Below are 26,010 nucleotides of genomic sequence, written 5' to 3' on the forward strand. Positions count from 1 at the left end.
TCGTCGCCCACGCTGGGCGGCACCAACCACACGATCCACACATCCGGTTGGGCCCCGTCGACCAGAAGGGACCCCTCGTATGCGCCTGCGACGAACCCTCGCCGCCGTGCTGACCACCCTGCTCACCCTGGCGGGCGTCGCCGCCATGTCCTCCACCGCCCAGGCCGAGACCCCCGGCGCCTGCGGCACCGGCCGCGGCGGCTCGATGGCCTCCGCGACCTGCAACAACGTGCCGGCCGGCACGGTCTGGCAGGTCCAGGTGGTCTGCTTCTACGTCGTCCAGAGCCAGCCGATCACCTACTGGGTCGCCGGCAACACCGTGGTCGGCGACGGAACCTCCACCGCCGTGTGCCACCCCGGCGACATCGCCACCGACACCATCCGCCCGGTCGTCATCGGCATGCAGGGCAAGCAGGGCCGCCTGGTCGGCTACGGCGGCAAGTGCGTGGACATCGCCCACGGCAGCAACAACAACGCCACCCCCGTGCAGATCTACGACTGCAACGGCACCGGCGCCCAGTGGTGGACCCTGGGCCTGGACAGCACCGTCCGCGGCCTGGGCAAGTGCCTGAACGTGGTGTGGGGCAGCGCCTCCAGCCCCAACGGCACCAAGGTCGAGATCTACGACTGCGTCGGCAGCCAGGGCGAGCAGTGGATCCCGCAGCCCGACGGCTCGCTGAAGAACGTGCTGACCGGCAAGTGCCTGGACGAGCTCGGCTTCGACACCTCCAACCGCGCCCAGCTGGGCATCTGGGACTGCAACGGCCTGGCCAACCAGAAGTGGGTCCTCACCCCCTGAGGCCCCGGCCCGACCCCTCACGACCCCAACGGGTGTCCGACCGGGCCCACCTGAGTCCCCGTACTCAGGTGGGCCCCGGCGCTACTGGCACCTGCTCGCCGTCATCAACGGATGGTCCGTCCCGCCCAGCCTGGCACCGGTGTTCACGTGGCTCAGCACGCCTTGCGCGCCCGCACCGGGCAACCATCCCGCGTGGAGTAGCCCCGCGCCCGCCGGCCGGCCCGCTCCTCTCGGCTTCGACCAGGCCGCGAGGGTCTCGGGGCGTTCGAGAAGCGCCTGTTCCCCGGGCGGGCGTCCTTCCCTCCGGGCGGCGGACGGCGGAGGCCGGCAAGGGGGCGTCGGGCAGGGTAGTTGCGCTACCCGCCACCGCCCGCACGGGCCGGCCTGGAGAACGACCTGACGCCCTTCGTCGAGGAGGAGCACTTCGACCTCGGCCTCTTCGTCGCCGACGTCCTGGCCGACCGCGCCCCGGTGGCCCGTGTCTACCGCTGACGGGCCGCCCAGTACAGCGCGGTGTCGAGGTCGCGGGCCGTCCAGCCGGCCGCCCGGGTGCCGCCGTGCAGCAGGAGGGCGTCGAGGAGGTGCAGGTAGCGGCCGTAGCGGCCCGGCGCGGGGGTGAGGGTGAAGCCGAGGGTGTCCAGGGCGGCCTGGACGTGGCGGTCGTAGACGGCCATCCGCGCGGGTGCCGCCGCGGTCAGGACGGCGGAGGCGAGCGCGTCCCCGGTGCGCAGGCCGGGCAGGTCCGCGAGGGCGGCCCGGCCCGTACGGGCGGCCTCACCGCGCGCGAGGGCGGTGTCCCGGACGGCCGCGACGGCCCGCGCGGTGACGGCCCGCACCTGCGTGTCGGGCCGGGACAGGAACTCGGCCGCCCACGGGGTGCGCGCGGACAGCCGCTTCCAGACCGTCAGCACCGCGATGTCGGCCTTGCCGAGGCTGCCGCTGCTGCGGGCCCGCCCCGCGACCTCGTCGAAGACCTCGTCGTAGTGCGGCGAGACGCCCGTCAGGTAGTCGGCACGGGCGGGGACCAGGACGTCCCAGGCCCGGTCGCACAGGGTGGCGAAGTCCTCTTCGGCCGCTGTCGCGGTGGTGTTCTCCATCCCGGCATCATGCCCCCTCGAACGAGGCCGAGGGAGTGCCCGTCCACCGCCTGGCCACCCATCACGCCAGCACCGCCGAAGCCGCCGCCCACCTGACCCGGGCGCCCCCACGGCCCGCCGCCTGCGGCAGGATGGCCCGGATGAGCCCTCCGCCCCCACGGCCCCCCGCCGCGCCGCGCCACGTGTACCGGATCACCAAGTACGACCCCGCCGACCGCGACGAGCGGGGCGTCTACACGGGGACGGAGGAGGCGGTCAGCGACCACGGCCCGGTGGAGGCCGCCTACCTGGAGGCCGTCGCCGCCTTCGCCGAGGAGAGCGGCGTAGGGCACCTGTCCGTGCGCGAGCCCCAGGCCCCGCCCGGCTTCACCCACTTCGGCCTGGAACCGGCGGTCGAAGGCGGCGGCCTCGCGGGGATCTTCCCGCCCGACCTGACCGGCTTCCACGACGGCGCCCGGGTGCCGGTCGCGCTCGGCCTGGAGCTGGTACGGGCCATGCTCCGTGACAGCGGCGCCTGGTGCCGGCTGGAGACCGAGCCCGGCGTCTTCGCCGAGCCCGCCTTCGCCGTCCACGTCGGCTGGGACCAGTACGTCTACGTCGGCAGCGACACGCCCTGCCCGGCCGCGCTGGCCCGCGCCCGCGAACTGGGCCTGCATCCCGAGCCGTTGGACGCCTCCCCGTACGAGGCCGAGGCCCCCTGCGGTGAGCCGGGCGGGCAGCGCCCCGCCGACGACGACTTCTGGGCCCTGCTGCGCGGGTGCGTGGCGAGCGGCGAGGCGGCGCTGCTGGAGGAGACGCACATCGACAACGCCTGCCGCTGGCACCGGCTCGACGGGACAGCAAGGCACGGGGCAGCGAGGGACGGGGCAGCGATGGACACGCTGCGCGCCCGGCTGGCCCCGCGCGCCCGGCTCGCCGTCTGGCCGGACCTGCTGTCCACCGACGTCGCGGCGGTCCTGGCCGCCCTCCCCGACGAGGACCTGGTCGAGTTCGTCCGGGAGGACCACGACGGCCGGATCACCGGCGAGGTCGGCGACGCGCAGGAGTTCCGGGCGCGGGCCGCCGAACTGTCCGGGGCGCGGGCCGCCGCCGTCCTGTCGGTGTGCACCGACGAGCGCAGCCCGCTGTTCACCGCCGTGCTGCCCGACGCCGACGGCGTCCTGCGGGCCCGGTGGCGCACCGATCCGACCCCCGCCGACCGGCACTGGGCCCGCCTGCGGACCGCGGAGCCCGACGACGGCCACCGCGCCTGACGCCCCGGCGGCCGGGGCCGCTCAGGTCTCCACCACGTCGCGCACCGCGGCGCAGTCCCCGGCCGCCGCCACCACGGCCCCGCCCGCCGGGGGAGCGGCGCCGTCCTCCTCCGGCAGCATCGAGCCCCGCACCCGCTGCACGTAACGCTCGATCAGGTGGCACAGCACGCTCACCGTCGCGGCCACGTCCGGCTCCGGGACGCCTTCCAGGGCACTGGTCAGCCCGATGATGTTGGCCTGTTTCAGCCGCTCCAGCATCGCCCGCCCGTCGGCCGTGAGCACCACCCGGCGGGCCCGGCGGTCCAGCGCGTCCGGGGTGCGCTCCACCAGGCACTGGCCCTCCAGGCGGTCGATCTGCCGGGTGACGTGCGAGGGCTTGACCATCAGTCTGGCGGCCAGGTCGCCGACCCGGCTGGGCCCCTCGGCCTCGGCGAGCGCGCGCAACAGGTAGACGTCCGAGCGGGCGGCCGTGATGCCGGCCCGGGCGGTGCGGCGTTCGTGCTCCTGGGAGCGGGTCAGCAGGTAGGCCAGCGAGGCCAGTACGGCCTCCAGGTCCGCGGTTGCGTCCGCGGTGGCGTCCGCGGCGGCGGTTCGATCGTCTGCGGCGTCCGACATGGGCGAACTGTAGCGAGCCGGTGCCCGCCGCCGCTGCGGTGCCGACCGCTGACCGGATTTCGGACAGAATCGGCGCCCACCGGATGGCCTCTTCCACCGCCACGGACCGCGAGTTAGCGTGACGGCGAGTTAGTTGCTTTTGGCACGTAAATGCTCCAGGGACCCGCTCCACCCCACCCCCGAGAAGGGAGCCCCTGATGGCCACCGCCGCCCAGACCCCCCGCTTCACCCACCCCGCCGCCCGCGGCACCTGCCCCTTCGCCCCGCCGCCCGCCTACCAGCAGGCCCAGCAGGAGGAACCGGTCAGCCGCATCTCCCTGTGGGACGGCAGCACCAGCTGGCTGGCCACCCGCCACGAGGACGTCAAGGCGGTCCTGTCCGACCCCCGCTTCAGCGCCGACGGCACCCGCCCCGGCTTCCCCTTCCTGACCGCCGGCGTCCGGCAGCTGAACACCGGCCAGCCCACCTTCATCCGCATGGACGACCCCGAGCACGCCCGGCTGCGCCGGATGCTCACCGGCGAATTCATGATCAAGAAGGTCGAGGCGCTGCGCCCCGAGATCCAGCGCATCGCCGACGACCTGCTCGACCGCATGACCGACTCCCGCACCGAGGCCGACCTGGTCCACGACTTCGCCCTGCCCCTGCCCTCCCTGGTCATCTGCCTGCTGCTCGGCGTCCCCTACCAGGACCACGAGTTCTTCCAGGAGTGCAGCCGCGTCCTGCTGCGCCGCGAATCCTCCGTCGAGGAGGTCGCCACCGCCCAGCACCGCCTGATCGACTACCTGAGCGACCTCACCGAGGCCAAGCGCACCAGCCCCGACGACGGCATCCTCAGCCGCCTGGTGGAACGCGGCGAACTCGACACCGCGGAGATCGGCGCGATGGGCCGGCTGCTGCTCATCGCCGGACACGAGACCACCGCCAACATGACCGCCCTGTCGGTCCTGGCCCTGCTGCGCAACCCCGACCAGCTCGACCACCTGCGCCGCCACCCCGAAGCCGTCACCGGCGCGGTCGAGGAACTGCTGCGCTACCTGACCATCGTGCACTCCGGCCTGACCCGCGTCGCCACCGAGGACGTCGACCTCGGCGGGGTGCGCATCCGGGCCGGCGAAGGCGTCGTCTGCATGATCAGCACCGCCAACCGCGACGAGGACGAGTTCCCGGCCGGCGACGAACTCGACCTCACCCGCGACGCCCGCCGCCACCTCGCCTTCGGCTTCGGCGTCCACCAGTGCCTGGGCCAGCCGCTGGCCCGGCTGGAACTGCAGATCGCCCTCAGCACCCTCCTGCGGCGACTGCCCCAACTGCGCCTGGCCGTACCGTTCGAGGACGTCCGCTTCCGCGGCGACATGCTCATCTACGGCGTCCACGAACTGCCGATCGCCTGGTAACGGAGCTCCGGCCCCCACACGCCGGCCGCACACCGCGGTTCACCAACCCCGAGACCGGTCACGCCCCGAAGGGAAACCCCATGCTCGTCCAGATCGACCAGGACAAGTGCTGCGGCGCCGGACACTGCGTCCTCGCCGCCCCCGACGTCTTCGACCAGCGCGACGAGGACGGCATCGTCGTCCTGCTCGACGCCCGCCCGCCCGCCGAACTCCACCAGGCCGTCCAGGACGCCGCCGCCGTCTGCCCGGCCGCCGCGATCCAGCTCGACCAGGCCCCGGACCGGGCGTGACCGCACTGCGGGAGGTGGCCGTCGTCGGCGCCGGCGCGGCCGGACTGCACGCCGCCGAGGCGCTGCGCCGGGCCGGCTACGACGGCCGCCTCACCCTCGTCGGCGCCGAGGACGAACCCCCGTACGACCGCCCGCCGCTGTCCAAGCACCTGCTCGACGGCCAGTGGCAACCCGACCGGCTCGCCCTGCGCAGCCCCGACGCACTCGCGCAGCTGCGACTCGACCTGCGCCTGGGCGCACCCGCCGAACGCCTGGACCGCCGGACCCGGACGGTGCACCTCGCCGACGGCCACCGGATCCGCTGCCAGGCCGTCATCCTCGCCACCGGCGTCCGCCCGCGCCGACTGCCCGGAGCCGTCACAACCCCGCGCGCAGCCACGACGCCGCCCGGGACCGGGAGACCGCTGCCCGGCGCCCACGTGCTGCGCACCCTCGCCGACGCCCTCGCCCTGCGCGAGGAACTGCGCCCGGGGGCACGGCTGCTGGTGGCCGGCGGCGGACTGCTCGGCGCCGAGGCGGCGGCCACCGCCGTCGGACTCGGCGCCGAGGTGACCTGGCTGGTGTCCGCCGCCGCACCCATGGCCGCCGTCCTGGGCGCCGAGACGGCCGCGCTGCTGACCGGCCTGCACCGCGAACACGGGGTGCGCATCCACCGGGGCACGGCCGCGGCGGTGGTCGAGCGGCGCGGCCGCGCCGCCGGCGTGCGGCTGGCCGACGGATCCGAACTGGCCGCCGACGCCGTCCTGATGGCGATCGGATCCGAGCCCGCCACCGAGTGGCTGGCCGGCAGCGGCGTGCCGCTGGACCCGGGCGGCGGCGTGGCCTGCGACGCCCACTGCGCCGCCGGCCCCGGCGTCTGGGCGGCCGGCGACGCCGCCTCCTGGCCCGACCCGCGCACCGGCCGCCGCCGGCGCCTCGAACAGCGCACCAACGCCACCGAACAGGCCCTGCACGCCGCCCGCGACCTGCTGGCCGGCCCGCACGGCGCCCGGCCGGCCTACGCGCCGGTCCCGTACCTGTGGACCGACCAGTACGGCCTGCGGGTCCAGGCCTTCGGCAGCCCCGGCAGCGCCGACCGCTTCCAACTCGTCGACGGCAGCCCCGCCGAGCACCGCTTCGCCGCCGCCTGCCTGCGCCGGGGCCGGGTCACCGGCGCGGTCGGCATCGCCTCCGCCCGCGCCCTGCGGCAGCTGCGCGCCCAGGTCGCCGCCCACGCCCCCTGGCCGCCCGCCACCGCCGCCGACGCACCGGGCAGCGGCCCCGCCCAGCCGGCCAACGCGGAGCCGACCAGCCGGTCAACGGTCCCGGACCAGCCGGTCAACGGTCCCGGACCAGGCCCCGGACCGCGGTGAAGGACGGGAGCAGGCCCCGGCGCCCGGCCTCCGCCAGGCCCGGGGCCGAGCGGTCCCGCTCCGACAGCGAGGCCACGTCCGCACTCACGGGCCACGGCAGCGCCAGCTCCCCGTCGAGCGGATGGACGGTGCGCTCCCGCTGCGCGGCATAGGGCGCCGAGCACAGGTAGAGCACCGTCGCCCGGTCGGTCAGCGCCGTGAAGGCGTGGCCGAGCCCCTCGGACAGGTACACCGCCCGCGCGTGGTCCGCACCCAGACGCACCGAGTCCCACCCGCCGAAGGTCGGCGAGCCCTCCCGCACGTCCACCACGAAGTCGAGCACCTCCCCGGCGACACAGGTCACGTACCTGGCCTGCCCGGGCGGGGTGTCGACGTAGTGCACGCCGCGGATCACCCCCTTGCGGGAGACCGACACCCCGGCCATCGCCAGCGGCAGCGGCGCCCCCAGCACCCCGGCGAAGTCCCCCACGGAGTACCACTCCGTGAACGACCCGCGCTCGTCGCGGCGCGGATCGAGGGCGACCTCCCACGCCCCGGCCACGCTGAGCTGACGCAGTTCCATCTCGCCTCCGTTCCGGGCGGCCGGCCGATCCCGGCCCCGTCCGACCGTGGCAGGCCCACGTCCAGCACCGCTCGACGGCCACTCGTGCAACCCCTGGCACAACTGACCGTGGACCCACCTGCCCCGAAGACCGAAGACCGAAGACCGAAGACCGAAGACCCCAAGAAAGACCCGAAGACCCGAAGCACAGAACAGAAAAGGGGACCGCCCATGTCACCTCCCGCCCGGCCCCTGGTCGCCGTCCTCGGCGCCTCCGGCTACCTCGGCTCGGCCGTCGCCGCCGAACTCGCCGCCCGCCCGCTGCGGCTGCGCCTGGTGGGCCGGCGCCGCTGCGCGCCACCCGCCGACGCGGCCGCCTCCGTCGAGACCCGCGAGGTCGACCTGACCGCCCCCGGCGAGGCCGCCCGCGCCGTCGCGGACGCCGACGCCGTCGTCCACCTGGTGGCGCACACCACCGACGCCGCCAACTGGCGCGCGGCGGAGCTGGACCCGCACGCCGAGCGGATCAACGTGGGACTGATGCGCTCGGTGGTCGAGGCCCTGCGGGCACAGCACCGGCCCGGACGCCGCCCTCCGACGGTCGTCTTCGCGGGCTCCGTCTCCCAGGTGGGCCGCTCCGGCCCCGTCGACGGCAGCGAGCCCGACGAACCGGTGACGGTCTACGCCCGCCAGAAGCTCGCCGCCGAGCGGCTGCTCACGGCCGCCACCGCCGAGGGCCTCCTGCGCGGCGTCTCGCTGCGGCTGCCCACCGTCTACGGCCGCGGACCGGGCCCGCAGGGGCGCGGCGTCGTGCTGGCGATGACCCACCGCGCGCTGGCCGGCGAACCGCTCACGCTCTGGGGCACGGGAGCGGTGGAACGCGACCTGCTCCACGTCGCCGACGCGGCCCGGGCGGTGGCCGCCTGCCTGGACCACGCGGACGAACTGGCCGGACGGCACTGGCCGGTGGGCACCGGCGACCCGGTCACGGTCGCGCAGCTGTTCACCGCCATCGCCCGCAGCGTGGCCGCCCGGACCGGCCGGCCACCGGTGCCCGTGCGCTGCGTGGAACCCCCGCGCACGGCGACTGAGACCGACGCGCGCGGCACCGTCGTCGACTCCTCCGCCTTCCGGTCGGTCACCGGCTGGCGGCCCCGGATGCCGCTGCGGCAGGCGCTGGACGACCTCGTGGCGGCGCTCGCCTAGCCGGGGACCCGGGCAGGGGCGGGCGCCGTCAGACCAGGTGGACCTCGGGCACGTAGAGGATCCACTGCCCGCCCCGGTCCTGGAACCCGCTCTCCTTGCGCATGATCTCGGCGGCGTGGTTCCACGCGAACAGCAGCGCGTAGTCCGGGTACGACGCGGCGAACTCCTCCGGGGAGCGCACCGGGATGTGCGAACCCGGGCTGAGCAGCCCCTGCTTGGCCGGGGTGTTGTCACAGATGTACGAGACCAGGTCGGGGCCGATCCCGCAGAAGTTGGTGAGCGTGGCGCTCTTCGCGGTCGCCCCGTACCCGGCCACCGTCCTGCCCTGCTCCCGGCACCGCACCAGGACGTCGCGCAGGCTCTCGCGCAGCTGCTGGACGTTGGCGGCGAAGCGGTCCAGCGTGCGCTGCTCCGCGATGCCCAGGATCTTCTCCCGGTCCAGGTACCGGGCCACCGCCGGGCTGGGCGTCCGGGCGCCGGGGCGGGCCACCGTGTAGCGGATCTCGCCGCCGTGCACCGGCAGGTGCTCCACGTCGACCAGCTCGAAGCCGTACTGGGCGGCCATCGCCTGGACCGACCGCACGGTGAAGAAGTAGTAGTGCTCGTCGTAGATCTGGTCGAAGGACGTCCGCTCGACGATGTCGGCCAGGTACGGGTCCTCGAACACGAAGATCCCGTCGGGGGCCAGCAGCACGTCCACGCCGCGGAAGATCGAGTCGACGTAGTCGACGTGGGAGAAGGTGTTGGCGGCGTACACCACCTTGGCCGGCCCCTCCGCGGCGAAGACCTCCTTCGCCGTGGACTCCTCGAAGAACGCGTTGCGCACGCGGATCCCCTTGGCGGCGGCCGCCTCCGCCACCCGCTTGGAGGGCTCCACCCCCAGGTGGCGCACCCCCGCCGCGGCGACCGTCTCCAGCATGATCCCGTCGTTGCTGCCGAACTCGACGATGAAGGACCCCGGCTCCTTCAGCTCGTTGTCCAGGAAGCTCTGCGCGACGTTCCGGAAGTGGCGCCGCATGTCGGCCGAACCCGAGGCCACGTACGGGTAGTCCACGTGGAACATCCGCTCGCGCGGGATGCCCTCGACCAGCTGCGCCATGGTGCAGGCCGTGCAGACCGCGACCGCCAGGCGGTAGAAGAACTCGTTGGAGAGGTCCTTCGGGGCGACGAACGCGTCAGCCACCGGCTGGCGTCCGAAGTCGAAGAACTCGCGAAGCGAACCGCCGCAGATTCGGCAGCTGGGCGTGGCAGACATGATGTGTTCCCCAAGTGTCGGCGGAGTGTTCCTGCTGGCCTTGCTCAACGGGATGCTCCCGGGCCCGGTTCGACAATCACTTGAGCTCGGATGGACGCGTCCGGCTCCGGCGGCGGCGGTACGGCCGCGGCCAGCAGGTCGCGCAGCGACTGGTCGAGCGGGCAGCGCGGCAGCCAGCCCAGCAGCCGGCGCGCCCGGGTGATGTCGACGCGCTGCCACTCGGCGCCCGGCCGCCCGTCCGCGGCCTCGTACTCCTCGACCACCGAGCCGTCCAGGCCGCTCAGGGCGATCAGCCGGTCCACCAACTGCCGTACGCTGACCGCGTTGCCGCTGCCGATGTTGACGACCCGCTGGTCCGGGCCGGCGGCGTCCAGGGGCGCCGCGACGGCGGCGACCACCGCCCGGCCCACGTCGCGCACGTCGACGAAGTCCCGGTGGGCGCGCAGCGGGGACAGCCGCAGCGGCGCCGCCGCGGCGCCGCCGGGGTGGCGGGCGACGGCCGCCAGGTGCGTCGCGATCATGCCCAGCAGGCTGGCGCGCGGCGCGTGGGGCCCGCAGACGTTGGAGATGCGCAGCACGACCGCGTCCAACTCCCTCTCCCGGACGGCGTCGAGGACGGCCCGGGTGGCCAGCAGCTTGGAGTGCCCGTAGCGGCCGGCGGGCCGGGTGGGGTGCTCCTCGGTGAGGGCGGTGCCGGGGGCGCCGACGCCGTACTCGTGGACCGAGCCCAGGTGGACCAGCCGCGGCGGGCGCTCCAGCGTCGACAGCGCGTCCACCACTCTCCCGGTCAACTCCACGTTGCTGCTGGTGAGTTGGTCGTCGGTCACGCCCCAGACCGCGCCCGCGGCGTTGACCACCACGTCCGCCGCGCGCTCGCGCAGCAGAGCGGCCACCTGCCGGCGCGAGGCGCGGCTCAGGTCCAGGCGCACGGTCGGCGCCGCGGCGCCGGGGGGCGCCTCGGAACGGGCGACGCCCAGCACGTCGGCGCCCCCGCCCGCGAAGGCCTCGCACACGTGGCGGCCCACGAAGCCGCTGGATCCCAGCACCACGACCGAGAGCCGTTCGTCATGCACCACTGCCTGCCCCTCCAGTGCGTCGGCCCTCGGCCGAAGACCCGTCTTCGTCCCCGAACGAGGGAATCGTCGCCGAACGGGCTTGAGAACGGATCGACCGTGGCGGCGCAGGGCGGCGGCCGCTACCGGCATTCGAACGGGCCGGGCTACTGTCCCGCGCCATGGGTATTGATGAGATGGCCGTGCCTGATGCCTACCGATTGACTCCGCGTCTCATCCGTGACCAACGCGGCAGCTTCCACGAGTCCTACAGATACCGGGAACTCGCCCGCGCCACCGGCCACGTCTTCCGTCCGCTGCAGGTCAACTACTCCGTCTCGGTGCGCAACACGCTGCGCGGGCTCCACGGGGTGACCATTCCGCCGGGGCAGGCCAAGCTGGTCACCTGCGTGCGGGGCCGGCTGCTGGACGTCGTGGTGGACCTGCGCCTGGGCTCGCCCACGTTCGGCGTCCACGACACCACGCTGCTGTCGGCGGAGGAGGGAACCGGGGTGTACATCGCCGAGGGCCTGGCCCACGGCTTCGTGGCGCTCACCGACGACGCCTGCATCAGCTACCTGTGCTCGACCGAGTTCGTCCCCGGCACGCAGTTCGACATCAACCCCTTCGACCCGGAGCTGGCGCTGCCGTGGGAGCGAGGACTCACCGGCAGGCCGCTGCTGTCGCAGAAGGACGAGCAGGCGCCCACCGTGGCCCAGGCCGCACGGCAGGGACTGCTCGCGCACTACGACGAGTGCCTGGCCCTGTACCGGCGCCTGCGCGCCGAGGCGCCCCGGTAGCCGGGCACGGGCAGGGCCCCGGGCGGCGGGGCGGGCCCGCGGCCGGCCGGGGACGCGTGGTGCACGGCCCCGGCCGGCCCTGCGGCCGCAGGGCCGGCCGGGGCGCGGACCGGATCAGTCGGCGCGGGACGGCACGGGGGCCGGGCGCAGCCCCAGGGCCGCCAGCGCCCCCCGGGGCGTGCCGGGCCCGGAGCCGGCCAGGGCACTGCCGCGCGCGGCGACGTAGCCGTCGGGCCGGATCAGCACCCAGTCGCCGGGCGCGGCGCCCAGGTCGGTGCGCAGCCGGTCGCCGGGGTCCGCCAGGGCGCCGGGCCACTCCTGCCCCGGCGCGGCGCCCTGCCCCGGGCCGGAGAACACCGTGCGGACCCGCAGCAGAGCGGCGTACCGCTCGGCGAGAAGGTGCAGGGCGGCCGCGTCCCGCTCGCCGGGGCGGGCGAACGCGAGCAGGGCCCACCGCGGTTCGCGCAGCTGCGCCACCAGCTGCTGCCAGCCCGCCGAGTCCGCCAGGCGCTGGGCGGTGACCGTGGCCGCGCGCCCGCCGGTGGGCGGGCCCGCGGGGCAGGGCAGGGCCAGCGCCCGGCCGGCGTAGGAGAGGCCGAGCGCCGACATGCCGCCCATGATCTTGCGCTGGATCCTGGACTTGAGCGGGGTCACCGTGCGCACGATGCCGAAGGCCACCCGCAGTCCCGCGGCCGCGTACCGGCTGCGCAGCTGGACCAGGAGGGTGGCCATCCGGGTCGACTTGAGCAGCTCGGCGCCCACCGGGACGCGTTCGGCGCCGTAGCTGTCGAGCAGGGACTCCTGCGCGGAGCCGCCGATCACCGCGGCGAGCTTCCAGGCGAGGTTGACGGCGTCCTGGACGCCGGTGTTCATGCCCTGGCCGGAGGCGGGGCTGTGCACGTGGGCGGCGTCGCCGGCCACGAAGCAGCGGCCGGAGCGCATGGTGGGGATCATGCGCTGCTGGATGGTGAACACCGAGACCCAGCTGGGCGGTCGGACGTGGACCCGGCGTCCGCAGCCGGTCGCGATCTTCCGGGCGAAGCGCCGTGCCAGCGCCTCCTCGCTCTCGTACGTGGTCTCGGCGGTGTCCAGCAGCCGCCACTTGCCGGGCTCGGGGAAGGGCACCATCATCACGGTGCCGGCCGAGGTGTGCATCCAGTGGATACTGTCGCGGGGCAGGTCGCAGTCGATGACGGCGTCGGCGATCAGCCAGGTCTCCGTGCTGTCGCCGACCAGCTGCAGCCCGAGCCGGCGGCGCACGGTGCTGTGCCCGCCGTCGCAGCCCACCAGCCACTGGGCGGTGACCGTCTCGGTGCGGCCGTCGGCGTGGCGCAGGAGCGCGTCGACCCGGTCGCCGCGGTCCTCGAAGCCCTCCAACCGCACGCCCCACTCGACCCGCACCCCGTGCCCGGCCGCGGCGGTGCGCAGCACCTCCTCGGTGATGGTCTGGTCGACCATCAGGGTGAAGGGGAAGCGGGTGGGCAGCCGGCTGTAGTCGGTGTCGAAGCGCACCAGCCGCCGGCCGCCCCGGTGCAGGGTGAAGTGCTCGACCCGCTGTCCGCGCGGCAGCAGCTCGTCCAGGATCCCCATCTGGTCGTAGGTCTCCAGGGTGCGGGCGTGGGTGGCCAGGGCCCGGCTGGTGGTGGCGGGGCCCGGGGCGGCGTCCACCAGGCGCACCGCGACCCCGTGCCGGGCCAGCTCGTGGGCGGCGCTCAGGCCGACCGGGCCGGCCCCGACCACCAGCACCTGCGGGCCGGCGCGTCCGGCGGCCGGGTCCGGGGCCGTCACCGCGCCGCCTCGCCGAGCAGCGGCTTCCACCAGCCGGGGTTGTCCCGGTACCAGGCCACCGTCGCCGCCAGGCCCTCCTCGAAGTCGATCCGCGGCGCGTAGCCGAGCTCGGTGCGGATCTTGCCGTCGTCCAGGGAGTACCGCAGGTCGTGGCCCTTGCGGTCGGCGACCGGCTCGACCGCGCTCCAGTCCGCCTCGAACAGGTCCAGCAGCAGCTCGGTGAGCCGCCGGTTGGTCCGCTCGTGGCCGCCGCCGATGTTGTAGACCTCGCCGGCCCGGCCCCTGGTCAGCACCAGGTGCAGCGCCCGGCAGTGGTCGTCCACGTGCAGCCACTCGCGGACGTTGCCGCCGCTGCCGTACAGGGGCAGCCGGCGGCCCTGGAGCAGGTTGGTGGTGAAGCGCGGGATCAGCTTCTCCGGGTGCTGGTACGGCCCGTAGTTGTTGCAGCAGCGGGTGACCGACAGGTCCAGGCCGTGGGTGCGCCAGTAGGAGCGGGCGATCAGGTCGGAGGACGCCTTGGACGCCGCGTAGGGGGAGTTGGGCAACAGCGGGCTGTGCTCCGTCCACGAGCCCTCGTCGATCGATCCGTACACCTCGTCGGTGGAGACGTGCACGACCCGCTGGACGCCGGTGCGCAGGCACGCCTCCAGCAGGGTCTGGGTCCCGGCGACGTTGGTGCGCACGAACTCCGCGGCGGAGTGCAGCGAGCGGTCGACGTGCGACTCGGCGGCGAAGTGCAGCACCGCGTCGTGCCCGGGCAGCACCTCCAGCAGCAGCGGCAGGTCGCAGATGTCCCCCTCCACCAGGGTGAGGCGGGGGTGGCCGAGCGGCAGGTTGGCCCGGTTGCCCGCGTAGGTGAGCTTGTCGACCACCGTGACGTGGGAGGCCTCCTCGCCGGGATAGCCGCCGTCGAGGAGCGTGCGCACGTAGTGGGAGCCGATGAACCCGGCCGCCCCGGTGACCAGGATTCTCATAACGTCCTGTCCTTCCACTGTCGTTCGAGGATTGGGTGACCCTCACTTGGCCGCCAGGGCCTGTTCCAGCCGGGCTCCGGTCGACACAGCAGTGTCCATGACGTACTGGCCGTAGCCCGAACTGGCGAGCGCCTCGCCCAGCCGGTAGCAGGCGTCCACGTCGATGAAGCCCATCCGCAGCGCGACCTCCTCCAGGCAGGCGATGCGGATGCCCTGGCGGCGTTCGAGGGTCTGGATGTACTGGCCGGCGTCCATCAGCGAGTCGTGGGTGCCGGTGTCGAGCCAGGCGAAACCCCGGCCGAGCTCGACCAGTTGGGCCGTGCCCGCCTCCAGGTAGCGCCGGTTGACGTCGGTGATCTCCAGCTCGCCGCGGGCGGACGGGCGCAGCTCGCGCGCGATGTCCACGACGTGGCGGTCGTAGAAGTACAGGCCGGTGACGGCCAGGTTCGACCGCGGGCTCCTGGGCTTCTCCTCGATGGAGACCAGGCGCCCGTAGGCGTCGACCTCGCCGATCCCGTAGCGCTGGGGGTCGGCCACGGGGTAGCCGAAGAGCACGCAGCCCTCGGCGATCGAGGTGTGCGGGCGCAGCAGTTCGGAGAACCGGTTCCCGTGGAAGATGTTGTCGCCCAGGATCAGGGCGCACGGCTCGCCGTCGATGAAGTCGGCGCCGAGCGTGAACGCCTCGGCGATGCCGCGCGGCTGGGCCTGCTCGGCGTACCGCAGGTCCAGGCCCAGCGCCGAGCCGTCGCCCAGCAGCCGCTGGAACAGCGGCAGGTCGCGGGGCGCCGAGATGAGGAGGATCTCCCGGATGCCGGCCAGCATGAGCACCGACAGCGGGTAGTACACCATCGGCTTGTCGTAGACGGGCAGGAGTTGTTTGGAGACACCCTGGGTGATCGGGTGCAGCCGGCTTCCGCTTCCGCCGGCGAGGATGATGCCACGCATGGACAGCTGACTCCTTTGCGGGACCGATGCGATCCAGAGGTTTCGAAGCCTCCTCCGGGCGCATCGAATCAGCTCGGAGCTCCGGTGGAGTACGCGGCGGCCTCGCCGGCCAGCTGCTCGACGACGGTCGCGGGGGAGGGCATCGCGGCGATCTCGGCGGCGACCGCGGCCGCCTTCTCGCGCGCGTGCGCGCCCTCGACCACCGCCGCCACCGCCGCCGTGACGGCCCCGGGGTCGACGGCCACGTCGGTGCGGACCATCGCCCCCGCCCCGGAGCGCTCGATCTGCGCGCCCCACTGGCGGTGCATCGGGTGGTGGGCCAGCACCAGCTGGGGCACCCCCAGGGCGAGGGCGGTGGTGCCGGTGCCGGTGCCGCCGTGGTGGATCACCGCGTCGCAGGTCGGCAGCAGCACGTTGAGCGGGAAGTTCTCCACCAGGCGCACGCCGGGGGGCAGGGCGCGCAGGGAGGGGTGGGAGGCGTCCTTGACGGTGACCACGGCTTCGCAGCCGCGTTCGCGCAGGGCGTCGAGCAGCGTGCGCTGCAGCGTGTCGCTCCAGATCGAGGAGTCGCCGGAGACGGAGATCCCGGTGGTCAGGCACACCCGCGGGCCGGAGCGCTCCTGCCACAGCCACTCCGGCACCACGCCCGGGCCGCTGTAGGGGGTGTAGCGCACGTCGACGCGCCGTACGGGCAGCGGCGAGCGCAGGCTCGGCGGGCTCGGGTCGATCCAGGTCGGGGCGGCGGTCAGCGGCTCCGCGCCGTACTTCTCGAACAGCGGCGCGAAGTACGGCAGGATGTGCTCGTCCGCGACGTCGAAGATCCCGTCGGAGGTCGCTCCCCAGATCTGCCCGTACGCGGGCACGCCCAGCACCGCCGCGGCGACCAGCCCGACCAGGGCACCGGTGTCGTGGACGACCAGCGAGGGGCGCCAGGCACGCGCCACCTCCACCGCGTCCTGCGCCATCCCCTCGGCCAGCGCGATCATCTTGCGCCCGCCGGCGATCAGCATCTCGCTCTCGGTGGGGGCGAAGTCGCCGCCGCCCTGCTCGGCCACCCGGCGGCCCACCTGGGCGAACAGATCGGCCTTCACCTGCTCGGTGAGCGCGGCGATGCGCTGCTCGTCGCCGATCGCGACGGCCGGCAGGCCGGCCCGGGTGACCTGGTCGACACAGGTCGGCCGCGTGGCGACCAGCACCTCGTGCCCGCCGAGCTGGGCGGCCCAGGCCAGGGGGATCTGCCACTGGACGTGCGACGGCCCCTGCGCCACGAACAGAAAACGCATGACGGGTTCCTCCTGCGACGGTGGGCGGCGGCCGCTGCGGCGCCGCGAGGCGCCGATCGTGCCCCGTCCGGCTTGAGGGGCGCTGGAGGTCCGGCCGACCCGGGCACGCGGGCACGCGGGCACGCCAAGGGGCCGCCGCTTCGGGGGGAAGCGGCGGCCCCCGGGGGTGGAGGTCCCGGGCCCAACGGTCCTAGCTGAGCGGGAAGACCCTCATCTGCTGCTCGTCCGTCAGGAAGTCCAGCAGCATCCGGTTCACCAGGTCGGGACGCTCCAGCGGCGCGACGTGGGAGGTGCCGGGCAGCACGGCGAGCTGCGAGTCCGGCAGGGCCCGGGCCATCGCGGCGCTGTGCTCCACCTCGACGCCGTCCCGGTCGCCCTGCATCACCAGCACCGGCACGGTGATCTTCGGCAGGTCCTCCAGCGTCAGCTGGGGCCCCTGGCGCCACATCCGGGTCAACTTGTCCAGCACCACGGGGAAGTGCTCCGGCCCGTCCGGCGAGAGGATCTCGTACGGCGCGAAGAACATCTGGGTCAGGACCTGGATGCTCTCCTCGCTCCCGTCCACCAGCGCCTGGGTGTTCTGGGTGATGCCCTCGTCCGTCCCGGCACTGATCACGGCCAGCTTGGAGACCAGATCCGGCCGGCGCAGGGCCAGGTGGAGGGCGACGATGCCGCCGTCGCTCCAGCCGACCACCCGGGCCGGGCCGATCCCGAGCTCCTCGATGAACGCGGCCATGTCGTCGGCCATCAGCTGGTAGGTGATGGGCCCTTCCACGTCCTGGGTGCGGCCGTGACCACGCCGCTCCGGCACGAGCACCCGGTAGTGCTCGGACAGCGCGGGAAGCTGACCGCCCCAGCTCTCCGCCGTGACGGCGCCGCCGTGCAGGAGCACCACGGGCTCGCCCTGGCCCTGGTCCTCGTAGTAGAGCCGTAAACCCCGCACGGTGATGTACGCACCCATCTCCGGCCTCCTTCAGTTCTGTGCTGTCGCCATGGCGAGCTCGTCAAGAGCCGCGACATCAATCTTGCCGTTGGCTGTCACCGGAAACGTATCAACGACCGCCCAGCGCGTGGGAATTGCGAACGCCGGCAGCTCGTCGGCGGCGAACTGGCGCAGGTCCGCGAGGTCGGGCGCGTCCGGCCCCGGGACCACGGCGGCGAGGATCCGGCGGGCCCCGGCGCCGTCGCCGACGGCCACCACGACGGCGTCGCGGACCTTCGGGTGCGCCGCCAGCCGGGCCCGAACGGAGTCCAGCTCCACCCGGTAGCCGCGGACCTTCACCTGCCGGTCACGGCGGCCGAGGAAGCGCAGCCGCCCCTCGCTGTCCCAGCGCACCACGTCACCGGTGCGGTACATCCGCCCGCCCTCCCCGTCGGGGACGAACGCCTGCCGGGTCTGCCGCTCGTCGCCGAGGTAGTCCGCGGCCAACCCGGCGCCCGCCGCGTACAGTTCGCCGACGCCCCCGGGGGGCACCGGTGCCCCGTCCCGGTCGAGGACCAGCACCCGGGTGCCGGCCACCGGCCGCCCGACGGGCAGCGGCCCGTCCAGGGAGGCCACGTCGTCGACGTGGTGGACCGTGGTGAGCGAGGTGTTCTCGGTCGGGCCGTAGCCGTTGGAGATCCGCAGCCCGGGGAAACGTTCGAGCAGGGAGCGCACGTGCTCGACCGGGACGACGTCGCCGCCCGCCATCACCTGGCGGGCGGCGGCGAAGGCCCCCGGGCGGTGCTCGGCGACCAGCCGGAACAGGCCCGCGGTGAGCCACATGACCGTCACCTCGTGCCGCACCAGGAAGTCGGCGAGCTCGGCGGGGCCCACCGGGCCCTCCGGGTAGACCTCGATGGCGCTGCCCGCCGCGAGCGGCACGAACAGCTCCAGGGTCGAGGCGTCGAAGGACAGCGGGGCCAGCCGCAGGAAGCGGTCCTGGGGCCCGCTGCGCCAGGCGGTGGGGTCCAGGGCCAGGCGGACCACCCCGCGGTGGGGGACCCGGACGGCCTTCGGGCGCCCGGTCGAGCCGGAGGTGAAGCTCAGGTAGGCGATCCGGTCCGGGTCCGCCGGCGCCGCCGCGACGGCCGGCACCCCCCGGCCCGCGGGGGCGTCGGGGTCCACCAGAGCGCAGCCCGCCGGGGCCGCCCGCACCAGCATCCGGGCCCGCTCGTCCGAGCCGATCACCGCGCGGGGCGAGAGCCGTTCGAGCAGGGAGGCGGTGACGGCCTGCGGGTAGGCGGGGCTCAGCGACACGAACGCCGCGCCCAGGCGCAGGGTGGCGAGCACCGCGACGACCTCGGCCACCGAGCGCGGCAGCGCCACCACCACGTGGTCGCCGGCCCCGACCCCGGCCGCCGCCAGGACGGCCGACTGGGCCTCGGCGGCGGCCAGCAGCTGGGCGTAGGTGAGGCAGGTGCCGCTGTGGGGCTCCTCGACGGCCGTCAGCTCGGCGTGCTCGGCCGCGCTGCGCTCGAAGAGCTGCCACAGGCCCTGCCCGGTGTCCACCTCGGCGCCGGTGCCCAGCTCCCTGGCCCGCTCGCGCTGGCCCGGCGTCAGGCCGCGCACGGTGTGCAGCCGGGCGTCGGGGTCGGCGGCCAGCTCGGTGACGACCTGCTGGAAGGAGGCGGCCAGTTCCGCGGCCTCGACGGGGGACAGGACCGAGGAGGCGTACTCCATGGCCATCCGCGGCCGCTCGCTCCACCGCTGGACGTAGAGCGAGACGTCCAGCGACGCCCCGCCGCAGTGGCCCTGGTGGGAGAGCAGTTCGAGCTCGCTGGTGCGCAGCCGGTGCGGGATGAAGTCGTGCTGACCGGAGAACGCCACCTGGACCAGCGGGACCCGGCTGTTCTCCGGCATCCCGCCCAGGCGCATCACCAGGTCCCCGAAGGGCACGTCCATCGCCGCGACCGCCTCGGCGAGCGACTTGGAGGTGGCGCGCAGGAACTCGGCCACCGACTGGCCGCCGTCCATGCGCACGCCCACCGGGATCAGGACCGCGCAGGGCCCCATGGTGGCGCGCACACGGTGGTTCGACCTGCGCGCCGCGGCCGTGCCCATGATGAGCTCGTCCACGCCCGCCCGGCGCCCGAGCGTCAGCGCCCAGGCCGCGAACAGCGCCACGGTCTTGGTCACCCCGGCGTCCGCGGCCAGCTTCTCGCAGGCGTCCCGCTCGGCGTCGCTCAGGTCGAAGCTGAGCCGCACGCCGCGGAAGTCGAAGACACCCGGCCGGGTGCGGTCGCTGGGGATCTCCAACACCTTGGGCAGGTCCGCGAGTTGCTCGACGCGCCGGTCCAGCTGCTGCTGGAGCAGGTCGGCGCGCAGCCGCTCGGTCCGTTCCAGGACCAGGTCCGAGGACGGGGCCGGCCGCTCGTCGACCTCGCCGCCGGTGCGCAACCGGTCGTAGGTGTCGGCCAGTTCGCGCCACAGCATGCCGATGCCCCAGCCGTCGATCAGCGAGGCGTGGTGGACGAAGGACAGCAGGTGGCGGTCCGGGCCGAGCTCGGTGAGCACGAAGGTGTACCCGGGGCGGGTGAAGGGCTCGATGAACTGGTCGCTGGTGGAGCCCAGCTGGTGCTGGACCGTCTCGACGGCGTCGGCGCCGCCGGGCGCCCGCACGCTCTGGCGCACCAGCGGCGGGCGCCACTCCGGCAGGATGCGGCGCCGGAAGCCCCCCTCGACCGGGACGAAGACGGTGCGCAGGGCGTCGTGCCGGGCCACCACCCGGTGCAGCGCCCCGTGCAGGACGGGCACGTCCAGCGGTCCGAGGAGCTCCAGGCCGAGCACCATGTGCAGGGAGGTCCCGCCGGTGTACTGCTGGGTCAGCAGCATGGTGTCCTGCCCGGGGAGCAGGGGGCGGGTCGCGCCGGCCGCGGGCGGCGCCGGGCGCTGCTCGGGCGCGGCGGCAGCGGCCGGGACCGCCGCCGCCAGCACCGCGGCCAGCGGGGCCAGGCCGAGCAGCTCCCCGAGGTCCAGGGCGAGGGCGAGCCGGTCCTCGGCGGTGGCGACCAGGGCCGCGGCGCTCAGCGAGTCGCCGCCGAGTTCGATGAAGGAGTGCCCGGCGGCCCGCTCGTGGAAGGCGTCGTCGGCGCGCGAGCCGACCGCCTCACGGGCCAGGTCCAGCAGGTCAGGCGAGGTCGTCACGGGTCACCCTCCGGTCGAGGACGAGCAGCGAGCCGTCCTCGGCGCGCACCAGGCGGTCCTCGCAGACGGTGCTGCGGTGGATCTCGCTCGTGCCGCCGAGCCGGATCTGGATCACCAGCGCGTACGAGCGGGCGAACAGCTCGCCGCCGGGCGCCGCGGTGACGGTCAGCATCCCGAGCCAGTGCCGGTGCACCAGCCCGTCCGCGGCCAGCCGCTCGCCCGCGGCCCGGGCGGCCGCGGCGATCGCCTCCCGGCCCCGGACCGGCGCGGGCAGGCCGTTGGCGGCGAACACCCCGTCCGGGGTGAAGGTGGCGGCCCACTCCTCGCACGCGCGGCGGTCGAGGAGCTGCATCTGGTGGGCGTAGAACTGCTGGACCTCGGCGTGGATCCCGGTGTCGGTGGATGCGGCCTGCACGGCCGGTGAGCCGGTCACGGTTGACCTACCTTTCGATCGGGGGCTCAGGAGAGAACGGCCTCGACGACGTTGTCGTTCGGCAGATAGGGGACCTTGGTCACCCCGGTGACCCGCAGCCCGGCCTCGGCGCACAGCCGGGTGTACTCGGCCAGGGTGCGCTCGCCGTTGCTCGCCGACATCAGCTGCAGGTCGCTGAGCGCGGCGTAGGTGAAGGCCGAGGGGTCGTCGGCCGCTCCCGGCTCGGGCAGCAGGGTGGCGACGATCAGGACCTTCCCGTCCTCGGCCATCGCCTCGCGGCAGTTGCGCAGGATGCGCACGCAGTCGGCGTCGCCCCACTCGTGCAGGACGTTCTTCAGCAGGTAGGCGTCGCCCCCGGCCGGGACGGCGGTCAGGAAGTCGCCGGCCTCACCGGTGCACCGGTCGGCGACACCCGCGCGCCGCGCACAGGCCGCAAGGCCCTCCAGCGCCTCGGCGCTGTCGAAGACCACGCCCTCGGCCTGCGGGGCGGCGCCCAGCAGGACGGTCAGCAGGGAGCCGTCGCCACCGCCGACGTCGACGATCCGGCGGCTCGCGGCCCAGTCGTAGCCCATCTGCAGCAGCGGGGCCATCATGGCGGTGCCCCAGTGCATGCCGCGGTGGTAACTGCGGGCGAAGGAAGGGTCCTTGACGAAGTGGTCGAAGAAGCCCTCGCCGGTCACCTCGGTGAAGGCCGGCGCGCCGGTGCGGATCGAGGCCTCCAGCGCCCCGAAGGTCCGCCACATCAGCGGCTCGCCGAAGAAGGCCACCAGGCCCCGGGCCCCGGACTCGTCGCTCTCGCGCAGCTCGGCGCCGGCCGCGGTGAGGGCGAAGCGCCCGTCCTCGGTGTAGCGCAGCACGTCCAGCGCGACCAGGGCGCGCAGCAGGCGGTGCAGGTTGGTCTCGTCGGCGTCGAGCGCGGCCGCGAGCTCGGCGGCGGTGCGGGGCTCGTCGCCCACGGCGTCCGGCACGCCCAGACGCACCGCGGTGGTGTACGCCTGGAACGTGAGAACCCCGAAGATGAGCGGTGCGAACGCGATCGCCGCCCCGCCTGAGGGGGATTCGGGCATGCTTCCTCCGAAGGTCTGCGGGCTGGACGGGCCGGCCCTCACGCCGTTGCTGCCCGGCCCGCGCAGCGACCACCCTGGACGGCCCGCTTCGCACGACGCTCAAGGACGGATCGGGGCCCGCGGCCCGGCCCGTCCGGCGTTCGAGCCAAAGACCAACGCCGCCCCGGACACTGACGGGCCCGAACCGAACCGCCGGGGCCCGCGCGGAGCGCCGGCGCCCGGCCGCAACGCGAGGAGTGCCCATGCTGTCCCGGCGAGTCCTGCTGAAGGCGGGTGCGGCCGCAGGCGTGGCGGGCGCACTGTCCGCCGCCCCACCGGTGCGCGCCGCCGCCCCCGCGCCCGACCCCTTCGTGGTCCGGCTGCCGGTCCCGCCGGTGATCGAGCCGGTGCTGCGCACGGACGGCTTCGACCTCTACCGGATGACGCTGCGGGAGGCGGACACCCGGATCCTGCCGGGGGTCACGACCAGGGTGCGGACCTTCGACGGGCACTTCCCCGGCCCCACCGTGCGCGCCGTGCGCGGCCGGCCCGTCCTGATCCAGCAGGTGAACCGGCTCGACCACCCGGTGGCCGTCCACCTGCACGGCGGCCACGTGCCCCAGCCCAGCGACGGGCACCCGATGGACCTGATCGAACCGGGCGCCGCCCGCACGTACTACTACCCCAACGACCAGCCGGGGGCCACGCTCTGGTACCACGACCACGCCCACATGCTGGAGGCGGAGAACCTCTACCGGGGGCTGTCCGGCACCTACCTGCTCACCGACGAGGAGGAGGAGCGCCTGCCGCTGCCCAGGGGCCGCTACGACATCCCGCTGATGTTCCGCGACGCGGCCCTGGCGGCCGACGGCTCACTGGTCTACGACGTCCACGCGATGGCCGCGCGCGCAACCCTGATGGTCAACGGGGTGGCCAGGCCGTACCTGCCGGTCGCGGCGCGCAGGTACCGCCTGCGGCTGGTGAACTCCTCGAACGACCGGGTGCTCGCGCTGCGGCTGGCGGACGGCGCCGAGTTCACCCAGATCGCCTCCGACGGAGGGCTGCTGCCCGCCCCCGTGCGGACCACGGCGGTGGCGCTGTGGCCGGCGGAACGGGCCGAGATCGTGGTGGACTTCGGGACGCGCCGGCCCGGGCAGCAGGTCGTGCTGGAGAACCTGGCCCCGTACCCGGGCGAGAGCGCGGAGGTCATGCGGTTCGACGTGACGCACCGGGCAGCCGACCCCAGCCGGGTCCCCGAGCGCCTGCGGCCGCTGCCCGAGCCGGGCCGCCCGCAGGTGGAGCGCACCTTCACGATGACCTCGGACCTGCTCCACGACCGGTACCTGATCAACGGCAAGGAGTTCGACATGGACCGGATCGACATCACCCCCCGGCTCGGGGTGGAGGAGGTCTGGACCGTGACGGTCCCCGCGGACGCCTACGCGATGGCCCACACCTTCCACACCCACCTGGCGCAGTTCCGGGTGCTGGACCGCAACGGGCAGCCGCCGGCGCCCGAGGAGGCGGGCCTGAAGGACACCGTCGGGATGATGCCGGGGGACACGGTGCGCCTCCAGGTCCGCTTCACCGACTACCCCGGGCGCTACGTCTACCACTGCCACATGATGGGGCACTCCTCGCTGGGCATGATGGGCCAGATGGAGATCAGCCGGTAGGCCGGACCGGGCCGGGCGTGCGGCGCCGGGCCGGGGTCAATCGTCGAGCAGGGCGACGGCCCTGGCCCAGCCGGCACCCGAGCGGGCCAGTTTGACGGGCAGGCAGGACAGCCGGAAGCCGTGCGCCGCGGGCAGGGCGTCGAGGTTGTGCAGCCGCTCGATCTGGCAGTACTCGCGCCGGCGCCCGGCGAAGTGGGCGGGCCACAGCACGCCGGGGTCGGCGCTCTCCTGGTAGCGGCGGATCATGTCCCCGAAGGGCGCGTCGAGGCTGAAGGCGTCGGTGCCGATGACCTTCACGCCCAGGTCGAGCAGGAAGTCCACGGCCTCCCCGGTCAGTCCGGTGAAGTCGGTGAAGTAGCGCTGGGTGCCGGCGTGGCGCCAGGCCCCGGTGTGCAGGACCACGATGTCCAGCGGCCGCGGGCGGTGGCCGGCCCGGGCGATCGCCTTCTCCAGGACCGGCACGCCGACGGCCCCGGTGGGCTGGTCCCGCAGGTCGAGGACGACGGCGGGGCGCAGGAACCAGTCCAGGGGCAGTTCGTCGACGGTGCGCGGCTCGCCGTACTCGGTCACGGCCGCCGACCCGTAGTGGGCCGGGGCGTCCACGTGGGTGCCGGTGTGGCTGGTCAGGGTGAAGGTGTCCAGGGACAGCAGCTCGCCGCCCGGCAGCGCGGCCGGGTCGAAGTCGACGCCGAAGTGCTTCCTCATCTCGTCGGCCATGTGCCGGGCGCCCTCGGCGGGGGTGAGGATCCGGTGGACGACCGGGTCGGGCTCCCAGGCCTGCGCGTCGACAGGGCAGGAGAGATCGATGATGCGCATCGTGGTCAGGTCCCCGTTCTGGTGGGCTGGGCGTGGGTGAAGAGCTCGGTGCGCACCCGCACCGGGGTGCGGCCGTGGGCGATCCGCCGGGTGAGGAACCCGCCCAGCGGCGTGCGGGAGACCAGCCGGGCGAGCACCGGGCGCACGGTGTCCGCCACCGGGTTCGGCCGGCCGAGCATGGCCTTGGACTGGGCGACCTGGAAGCGGAACACCGCTCCGACGTCGGCGGAGCGCAGCTCGGTGAAGCGGTCGAGCGCGCGGTCGTCCGGGACGGGGTCGCTCAGCGCGTCGAGCAGGACCGGGTGCAGCACGGCGGCGTCCTGCAGGGCCAGGTTGATGCCCTGGGCGCCGAGCGGGCTGTGGGTGTGCGCGGCGTCGCCGAGGAGGACCAGCCCCTCGCGCACCCAGCTGGTGGCGCGGCCGGCGAAGACGTCCAGCAGCGACAGGTCGGACAGCGCGGTGAGCTGCTCCTCGACGAGGTCGGCGAACCGGGGCAGGGCGCGGGCCAGTTCGCGCTTGACCGGCTCGATGCCGCGGGCGGTGACGGCCTTCCAGCCGCCGTGCGGCACGGTCCAGCCGATCTGCACCTGGTCGGGGTGGGAGCCGTACGACAGGAGGGCCTGCCCGTGGTGGCGGTGGACCCGCACCCGGTCGACGGCCACGCCCGGTGCCCGCAGCCTGAACCAGGCCACGTCCTGGTCGAAGACGTCCATCCGGCCGCCGTCGATGCCGGCGAGCCGTCTGGTCTTGGAGTACCGCCCGTCGGCGCCGACCACGACCCTGGCCCGTACGGTGCGGCGCCCGCCGGTGCCGTCGACCCCGGTCACGCCGGCGAACCGGCCGTCCTCGCGCAGGAGTTCGGTGACCCGGTGGCCCCCGAAGTACTCGAAGGACGGCAGGCTGCGGCAGGCGGCCAGCAGTTCCTCCAGGACGTGCGGCTGGGGGATCGCGAGCAGGTGGTCGAACGGCGGGTCCAGCCGGCGGTAGTCGATGTCCAGCAGGGTGCGGGTGCCGTCCAGGAGCTGGAAGCCGTCGTGGGGGCGGCAGCCGCGCGCGCGGGCCCCGGACAGCACGCCCAGCGCGTCGAGCACCGCCATGCCGCCGGGCTGCAGGATCTCGCCGCGGTACTCGCGGTGCAGTGCGGAGGAGCGTTCGAACAGGGCGACCCGCAGGCCGGAGCGCAGCAGCATCAGCGACAGCGCGAGGCCGGCCGGGCCCGCGCCGACCACGCACACGTCGGCAAGGCGGTGTTCCGTCATGGCGGCT

Annotated in this window: 24 protein-coding genes; 9 read left to right on the forward strand and 15 right to left on the reverse strand. The window is 74.5% G+C overall.

Features of this window, described 5'->3' with window-relative positions:
• Positions 1-79: 79 nt before the first annotated feature.
• Both ACIRVF_RS32265 and ACIRVF_RS32270 read left to right on the forward strand, forming a co-directional pair.
• A complete protein-coding gene (locus ACIRVF_RS32265) occupies positions 80-799 on the forward strand; it encodes a ricin-type beta-trefoil lectin domain protein (protein ID WP_402825745.1) in 720 nt (239 codons plus the stop codon).
• A 351-nt stretch (positions 800-1,150) separates the two neighbouring features.
• Positions 1,151-1,291, forward strand: coding sequence for a hypothetical protein (locus tag ACIRVF_RS32270; protein ID WP_402825748.1), 141 nt, complete (start codon positions 1,151-1,153; stop codon positions 1,289-1,291).
• On the opposite strand, the gene ACIRVF_RS32275 is transcribed toward ACIRVF_RS32270, so the two are convergent.
• Positions 1,282-1,896, reverse strand: a complete 615-nt coding sequence (locus ACIRVF_RS32275; RefSeq protein WP_402825750.1) for a hypothetical protein — start codon at positions 1,894-1,896, stop codon at positions 1,282-1,284. The genes ACIRVF_RS32270 and ACIRVF_RS32275 overlap by 10 nt on opposite strands.
• Before the next feature lie 140 nt (positions 1,897-2,036).
• Here ACIRVF_RS32275 and ACIRVF_RS32280 point away from each other — a divergent pair, with 140 nt between their 5' ends.
• The gene (locus tag ACIRVF_RS32280) at positions 2,037-3,149 is read left to right on the forward strand and encodes an RNA-binding protein (protein ID WP_402825753.1); all 1,113 of its coding nucleotides are present in this window, start codon (positions 2,037-2,039) and stop codon (positions 3,147-3,149) included.
• A 21-nt stretch (positions 3,150-3,170) separates the two neighbouring features.
• Here the strand turns inward: ACIRVF_RS32280 and ACIRVF_RS32285 are convergent, their stop codons facing one another.
• Positions 3,171-3,764, reverse strand: a complete 594-nt coding sequence (locus ACIRVF_RS32285) for a MarR family winged helix-turn-helix transcriptional regulator (RefSeq protein ID WP_402825755.1) — start codon at positions 3,762-3,764, stop codon at positions 3,171-3,173.
• A gap of 197 nt (positions 3,765-3,961) precedes the next feature.
• Between ACIRVF_RS32285 and ACIRVF_RS32290 the strand changes: the two genes are divergently transcribed.
• From ACIRVF_RS32290 to ACIRVF_RS32300, 3 genes are all read left to right on the forward strand, one after another.
• Complete coding sequence (locus ACIRVF_RS32290) at positions 3,962-5,161, forward strand: cytochrome P450 (RefSeq protein ID WP_402825756.1); 1,200 nt, start codon at positions 3,962-3,964, stop codon at positions 5,159-5,161.
• An 80-nt stretch (positions 5,162-5,241) separates the two neighbouring features.
• On the forward strand, positions 5,242-5,451 hold the full coding sequence (locus ACIRVF_RS32295; RefSeq protein WP_402825759.1) for a ferredoxin: 210 nt from the start codon (positions 5,242-5,244) through the stop codon (positions 5,449-5,451).
• A complete protein-coding gene (locus ACIRVF_RS32300) occupies positions 5,448-6,803 on the forward strand; it encodes an NAD(P)/FAD-dependent oxidoreductase (RefSeq protein ID WP_402825761.1) in 1,356 nt (451 codons plus the stop codon). The genes ACIRVF_RS32295 and ACIRVF_RS32300 overlap by 4 nt, the downstream gene beginning before the upstream one ends.
• On the opposite strand, the gene ACIRVF_RS32305 is transcribed toward ACIRVF_RS32300, so the two are convergent.
• A complete protein-coding gene (locus ACIRVF_RS32305) occupies positions 6,769-7,365 on the reverse strand; it encodes a dTDP-4-dehydrorhamnose 3,5-epimerase family protein (RefSeq protein ID WP_402825764.1) in 597 nt (198 codons plus the stop codon). The genes ACIRVF_RS32300 and ACIRVF_RS32305 overlap by 35 nt on opposite strands.
• A 210-nt stretch (positions 7,366-7,575) precedes the next feature.
• Between ACIRVF_RS32305 and ACIRVF_RS32310 the strand changes: the two genes are divergently transcribed.
• Positions 7,576-8,550, forward strand: a complete 975-nt coding sequence (locus tag ACIRVF_RS32310; protein ID WP_402825767.1) for an NAD-dependent epimerase/dehydratase family protein — start codon at positions 7,576-7,578, stop codon at positions 8,548-8,550.
• Between the two features lie 28 nt (positions 8,551-8,578).
• On the opposite strand, the gene ACIRVF_RS32315 is transcribed toward ACIRVF_RS32310, so the two are convergent.
• Together ACIRVF_RS32315 and ACIRVF_RS32320 are read right to left on the reverse strand one after the other, a co-directional pair.
• Positions 8,579-9,805, reverse strand: coding sequence for a methyltransferase domain-containing protein (locus tag ACIRVF_RS32315; RefSeq protein ID WP_402825769.1), 1,227 nt, complete (start codon positions 9,803-9,805; stop codon positions 8,579-8,581).
• A gap of 44 nt (positions 9,806-9,849) precedes the next feature.
• Positions 9,850-10,881, reverse strand: coding sequence for an NAD-dependent epimerase/dehydratase family protein (locus ACIRVF_RS32320; RefSeq protein ID WP_402825772.1), 1,032 nt, complete (start codon positions 10,879-10,881; stop codon positions 9,850-9,852).
• Positions 10,882-11,039: 158 nt separating this feature from the next.
• Here ACIRVF_RS32320 and ACIRVF_RS32325 point away from each other — a divergent pair, with 158 nt between their 5' ends.
• The gene (locus ACIRVF_RS32325; RefSeq protein WP_402825774.1) at positions 11,040-11,657 is read left to right on the forward strand and encodes a dTDP-4-dehydrorhamnose 3,5-epimerase family protein; all 618 of its coding nucleotides are present in this window, start codon (positions 11,040-11,042) and stop codon (positions 11,655-11,657) included.
• A gap of 114 nt (positions 11,658-11,771) precedes the next feature.
• On the opposite strand, the gene ACIRVF_RS32330 is transcribed toward ACIRVF_RS32325, so the two are convergent.
• From ACIRVF_RS32330 to ACIRVF_RS32365, 8 genes are all read right to left on the reverse strand, one after another.
• Positions 11,772-13,445, reverse strand: a complete 1,674-nt coding sequence (locus tag ACIRVF_RS32330) for an FAD-dependent oxidoreductase (protein ID WP_402825777.1) — start codon at positions 13,443-13,445, stop codon at positions 11,772-11,774.
• On the reverse strand, positions 13,442-14,419 hold the full coding sequence (gene rfbB / locus ACIRVF_RS32335) for a dTDP-glucose 4,6-dehydratase (protein WP_402825780.1): 978 nt from the start codon (positions 14,417-14,419) through the stop codon (positions 13,442-13,444). Before rfbB ends, ACIRVF_RS32330 begins: the two co-directional genes overlap by 4 nt.
• A 42-nt stretch (positions 14,420-14,461) precedes the next feature.
• On the reverse strand, positions 14,462-15,364 hold the full coding sequence (rfbA, locus tag ACIRVF_RS32340; protein ID WP_402825783.1) for a glucose-1-phosphate thymidylyltransferase RfbA: 903 nt from the start codon (positions 15,362-15,364) through the stop codon (positions 14,462-14,464).
• 68 nt (positions 15,365-15,432) lie between these two features.
• Positions 15,433-16,647 carry a nucleotide disphospho-sugar-binding domain-containing protein gene (locus ACIRVF_RS32345; RefSeq protein WP_402825786.1) on the reverse strand — a complete coding sequence of 405 codons (1,215 nt, stop codon included), beginning with the start codon at positions 16,645-16,647 and terminating at the stop codon, positions 15,433-15,435.
• Positions 16,648-16,837: 190 nt separating this feature from the next.
• Entirely contained in the window at positions 16,838-17,608 is a 771-nt protein-coding gene (locus ACIRVF_RS32350; RefSeq protein ID WP_402825789.1) for an alpha/beta fold hydrolase, read from the reverse strand.
• 12 nt (positions 17,609-17,620) lie between these two features.
• Positions 17,621-20,773, reverse strand: coding sequence for an amino acid adenylation domain-containing protein (locus ACIRVF_RS32355; protein ID WP_402825792.1), 3,153 nt, complete (start codon positions 20,771-20,773; stop codon positions 17,621-17,623).
• Positions 20,757-21,206: a nuclear transport factor 2 family protein gene (locus ACIRVF_RS32360; protein ID WP_402825794.1), complete on the reverse strand. Its 450-nt coding sequence runs from the start codon at positions 21,204-21,206 to the stop codon at positions 20,757-20,759. Before ACIRVF_RS32360 ends, ACIRVF_RS32355 begins: the two co-directional genes overlap by 17 nt.
• Positions 21,207-21,232: 26 nt before the next feature.
• On the reverse strand, positions 21,233-22,273 hold the full coding sequence (locus tag ACIRVF_RS32365; RefSeq protein WP_402825796.1) for a methyltransferase: 1,041 nt from the start codon (positions 22,271-22,273) through the stop codon (positions 21,233-21,235).
• Positions 22,274-22,515: 242 nt separating this feature from the next.
• Between ACIRVF_RS32365 and ACIRVF_RS32370 the strand changes: the two genes are divergently transcribed.
• Entirely contained in the window at positions 22,516-23,928 is a 1,413-nt protein-coding gene (locus tag ACIRVF_RS32370) for a multicopper oxidase family protein (protein ID WP_402825799.1), read from the forward strand.
• 36 nt (positions 23,929-23,964) lie between these two features.
• Here ACIRVF_RS32370 and ACIRVF_RS32375 read toward each other — a convergent pair whose 3' ends face one another.
• Together ACIRVF_RS32375 and ACIRVF_RS32380 are read right to left on the reverse strand one after the other, a co-directional pair.
• The gene (locus ACIRVF_RS32375; protein WP_402825802.1) at positions 23,965-24,744 is read right to left on the reverse strand and encodes a cyclase family protein; all 780 of its coding nucleotides are present in this window, start codon (positions 24,742-24,744) and stop codon (positions 23,965-23,967) included.
• Positions 24,745-24,749: 5 nt separating this feature from the next.
• Positions 24,750-26,003: an FAD-dependent monooxygenase gene (locus tag ACIRVF_RS32380; protein WP_402825805.1), complete on the reverse strand. Its 1,254-nt coding sequence runs from the start codon at positions 26,001-26,003 to the stop codon at positions 24,750-24,752.
• Between the last annotated feature and the right edge of the window lie 7 nt (positions 26,004-26,010).

Source organism: Kitasatospora sp. NPDC101157 (genome assembly GCF_044768255.1).
In the GTDB taxonomy this organism is placed as follows: Bacteria; Actinomycetota; Actinomycetes; order Streptomycetales; family Streptomycetaceae; genus Kitasatospora.

Excerpts from the sequence above, each read along its gene's own strand:
- ACIRVF_RS32290 (WP_402825756.1), top strand. The coding sequence starts at position 3,962 with ATGGCCACCGCCGCCCAGACCCCCCGCTTCACCCACCCCGCCGCCCGC.
- ACIRVF_RS32350 (WP_402825789.1), bottom strand. The coding sequence starts at position 17,608 with ATGGGTGCGTACATCACCGTGCGGGGTTTACGGCTCTACTACGAGGAC.
- rfbB (WP_402825780.1), bottom strand. The coding sequence starts at position 14,419 with ATGAGAATCCTGGTCACCGGGGCGGCCGGGTTCATCGGCTCCCACTAC.
- ACIRVF_RS32295 (WP_402825759.1), top strand. The coding sequence starts at position 5,242 with ATGCTCGTCCAGATCGACCAGGACAAGTGCTGCGGCGCCGGACACTGC.
- rfbA (WP_402825783.1), bottom strand. The coding sequence starts at position 15,364 with ATGCGTGGCATCATCCTCGCCGGCGGAAGCGGAAGCCGGCTGCACCCG.
- ACIRVF_RS32310 (WP_402825767.1), top strand. The coding sequence starts at position 7,576 with ATGTCACCTCCCGCCCGGCCCCTGGTCGCCGTCCTCGGCGCCTCCGGC.
- ACIRVF_RS32275 (WP_402825750.1), bottom strand. The coding sequence starts at position 1,896 with ATGGAGAACACCACCGCGACAGCGGCCGAAGAGGACTTCGCCACCCTG.
- ACIRVF_RS32345 (WP_402825786.1), bottom strand. The coding sequence starts at position 16,647 with ATGCGTTTTCTGTTCGTGGCGCAGGGGCCGTCGCACGTCCAGTGGCAG.
- ACIRVF_RS32305 (WP_402825764.1), bottom strand. The coding sequence starts at position 7,365 with ATGGAACTGCGTCAGCTCAGCGTGGCCGGGGCGTGGGAGGTCGCCCTC.
- ACIRVF_RS32365 (WP_402825796.1), bottom strand. The coding sequence starts at position 22,273 with ATGCCCGAATCCCCCTCAGGCGGGGCGGCGATCGCGTTCGCACCGCTC.
- ACIRVF_RS32265 (WP_402825745.1), top strand. The coding sequence starts at position 80 with ATGCGCCTGCGACGAACCCTCGCCGCCGTGCTGACCACCCTGCTCACC.
- ACIRVF_RS32375 (WP_402825802.1), bottom strand. The coding sequence starts at position 24,744 with ATGCGCATCATCGATCTCTCCTGCCCTGTCGACGCGCAGGCCTGGGAG.
- ACIRVF_RS32285 (WP_402825755.1), bottom strand. The coding sequence starts at position 3,764 with ATGTCGGACGCCGCAGACGATCGAACCGCCGCCGCGGACGCCACCGCG.
- ACIRVF_RS32325 (WP_402825774.1), top strand. The coding sequence starts at position 11,040 with ATGGGTATTGATGAGATGGCCGTGCCTGATGCCTACCGATTGACTCCG.
- ACIRVF_RS32380 (WP_402825805.1), bottom strand. The coding sequence starts at position 26,003 with ATGACGGAACACCGCCTTGCCGACGTGTGCGTGGTCGGCGCGGGCCCG.
- ACIRVF_RS32315 (WP_402825769.1), bottom strand. The coding sequence starts at position 9,805 with ATGTCTGCCACGCCCAGCTGCCGAATCTGCGGCGGTTCGCTTCGCGAG.
- ACIRVF_RS32370 (WP_402825799.1), top strand. The coding sequence starts at position 22,516 with ATGCTGTCCCGGCGAGTCCTGCTGAAGGCGGGTGCGGCCGCAGGCGTG.
- ACIRVF_RS32280 (WP_402825753.1), top strand. The coding sequence starts at position 2,037 with ATGAGCCCTCCGCCCCCACGGCCCCCCGCCGCGCCGCGCCACGTGTAC.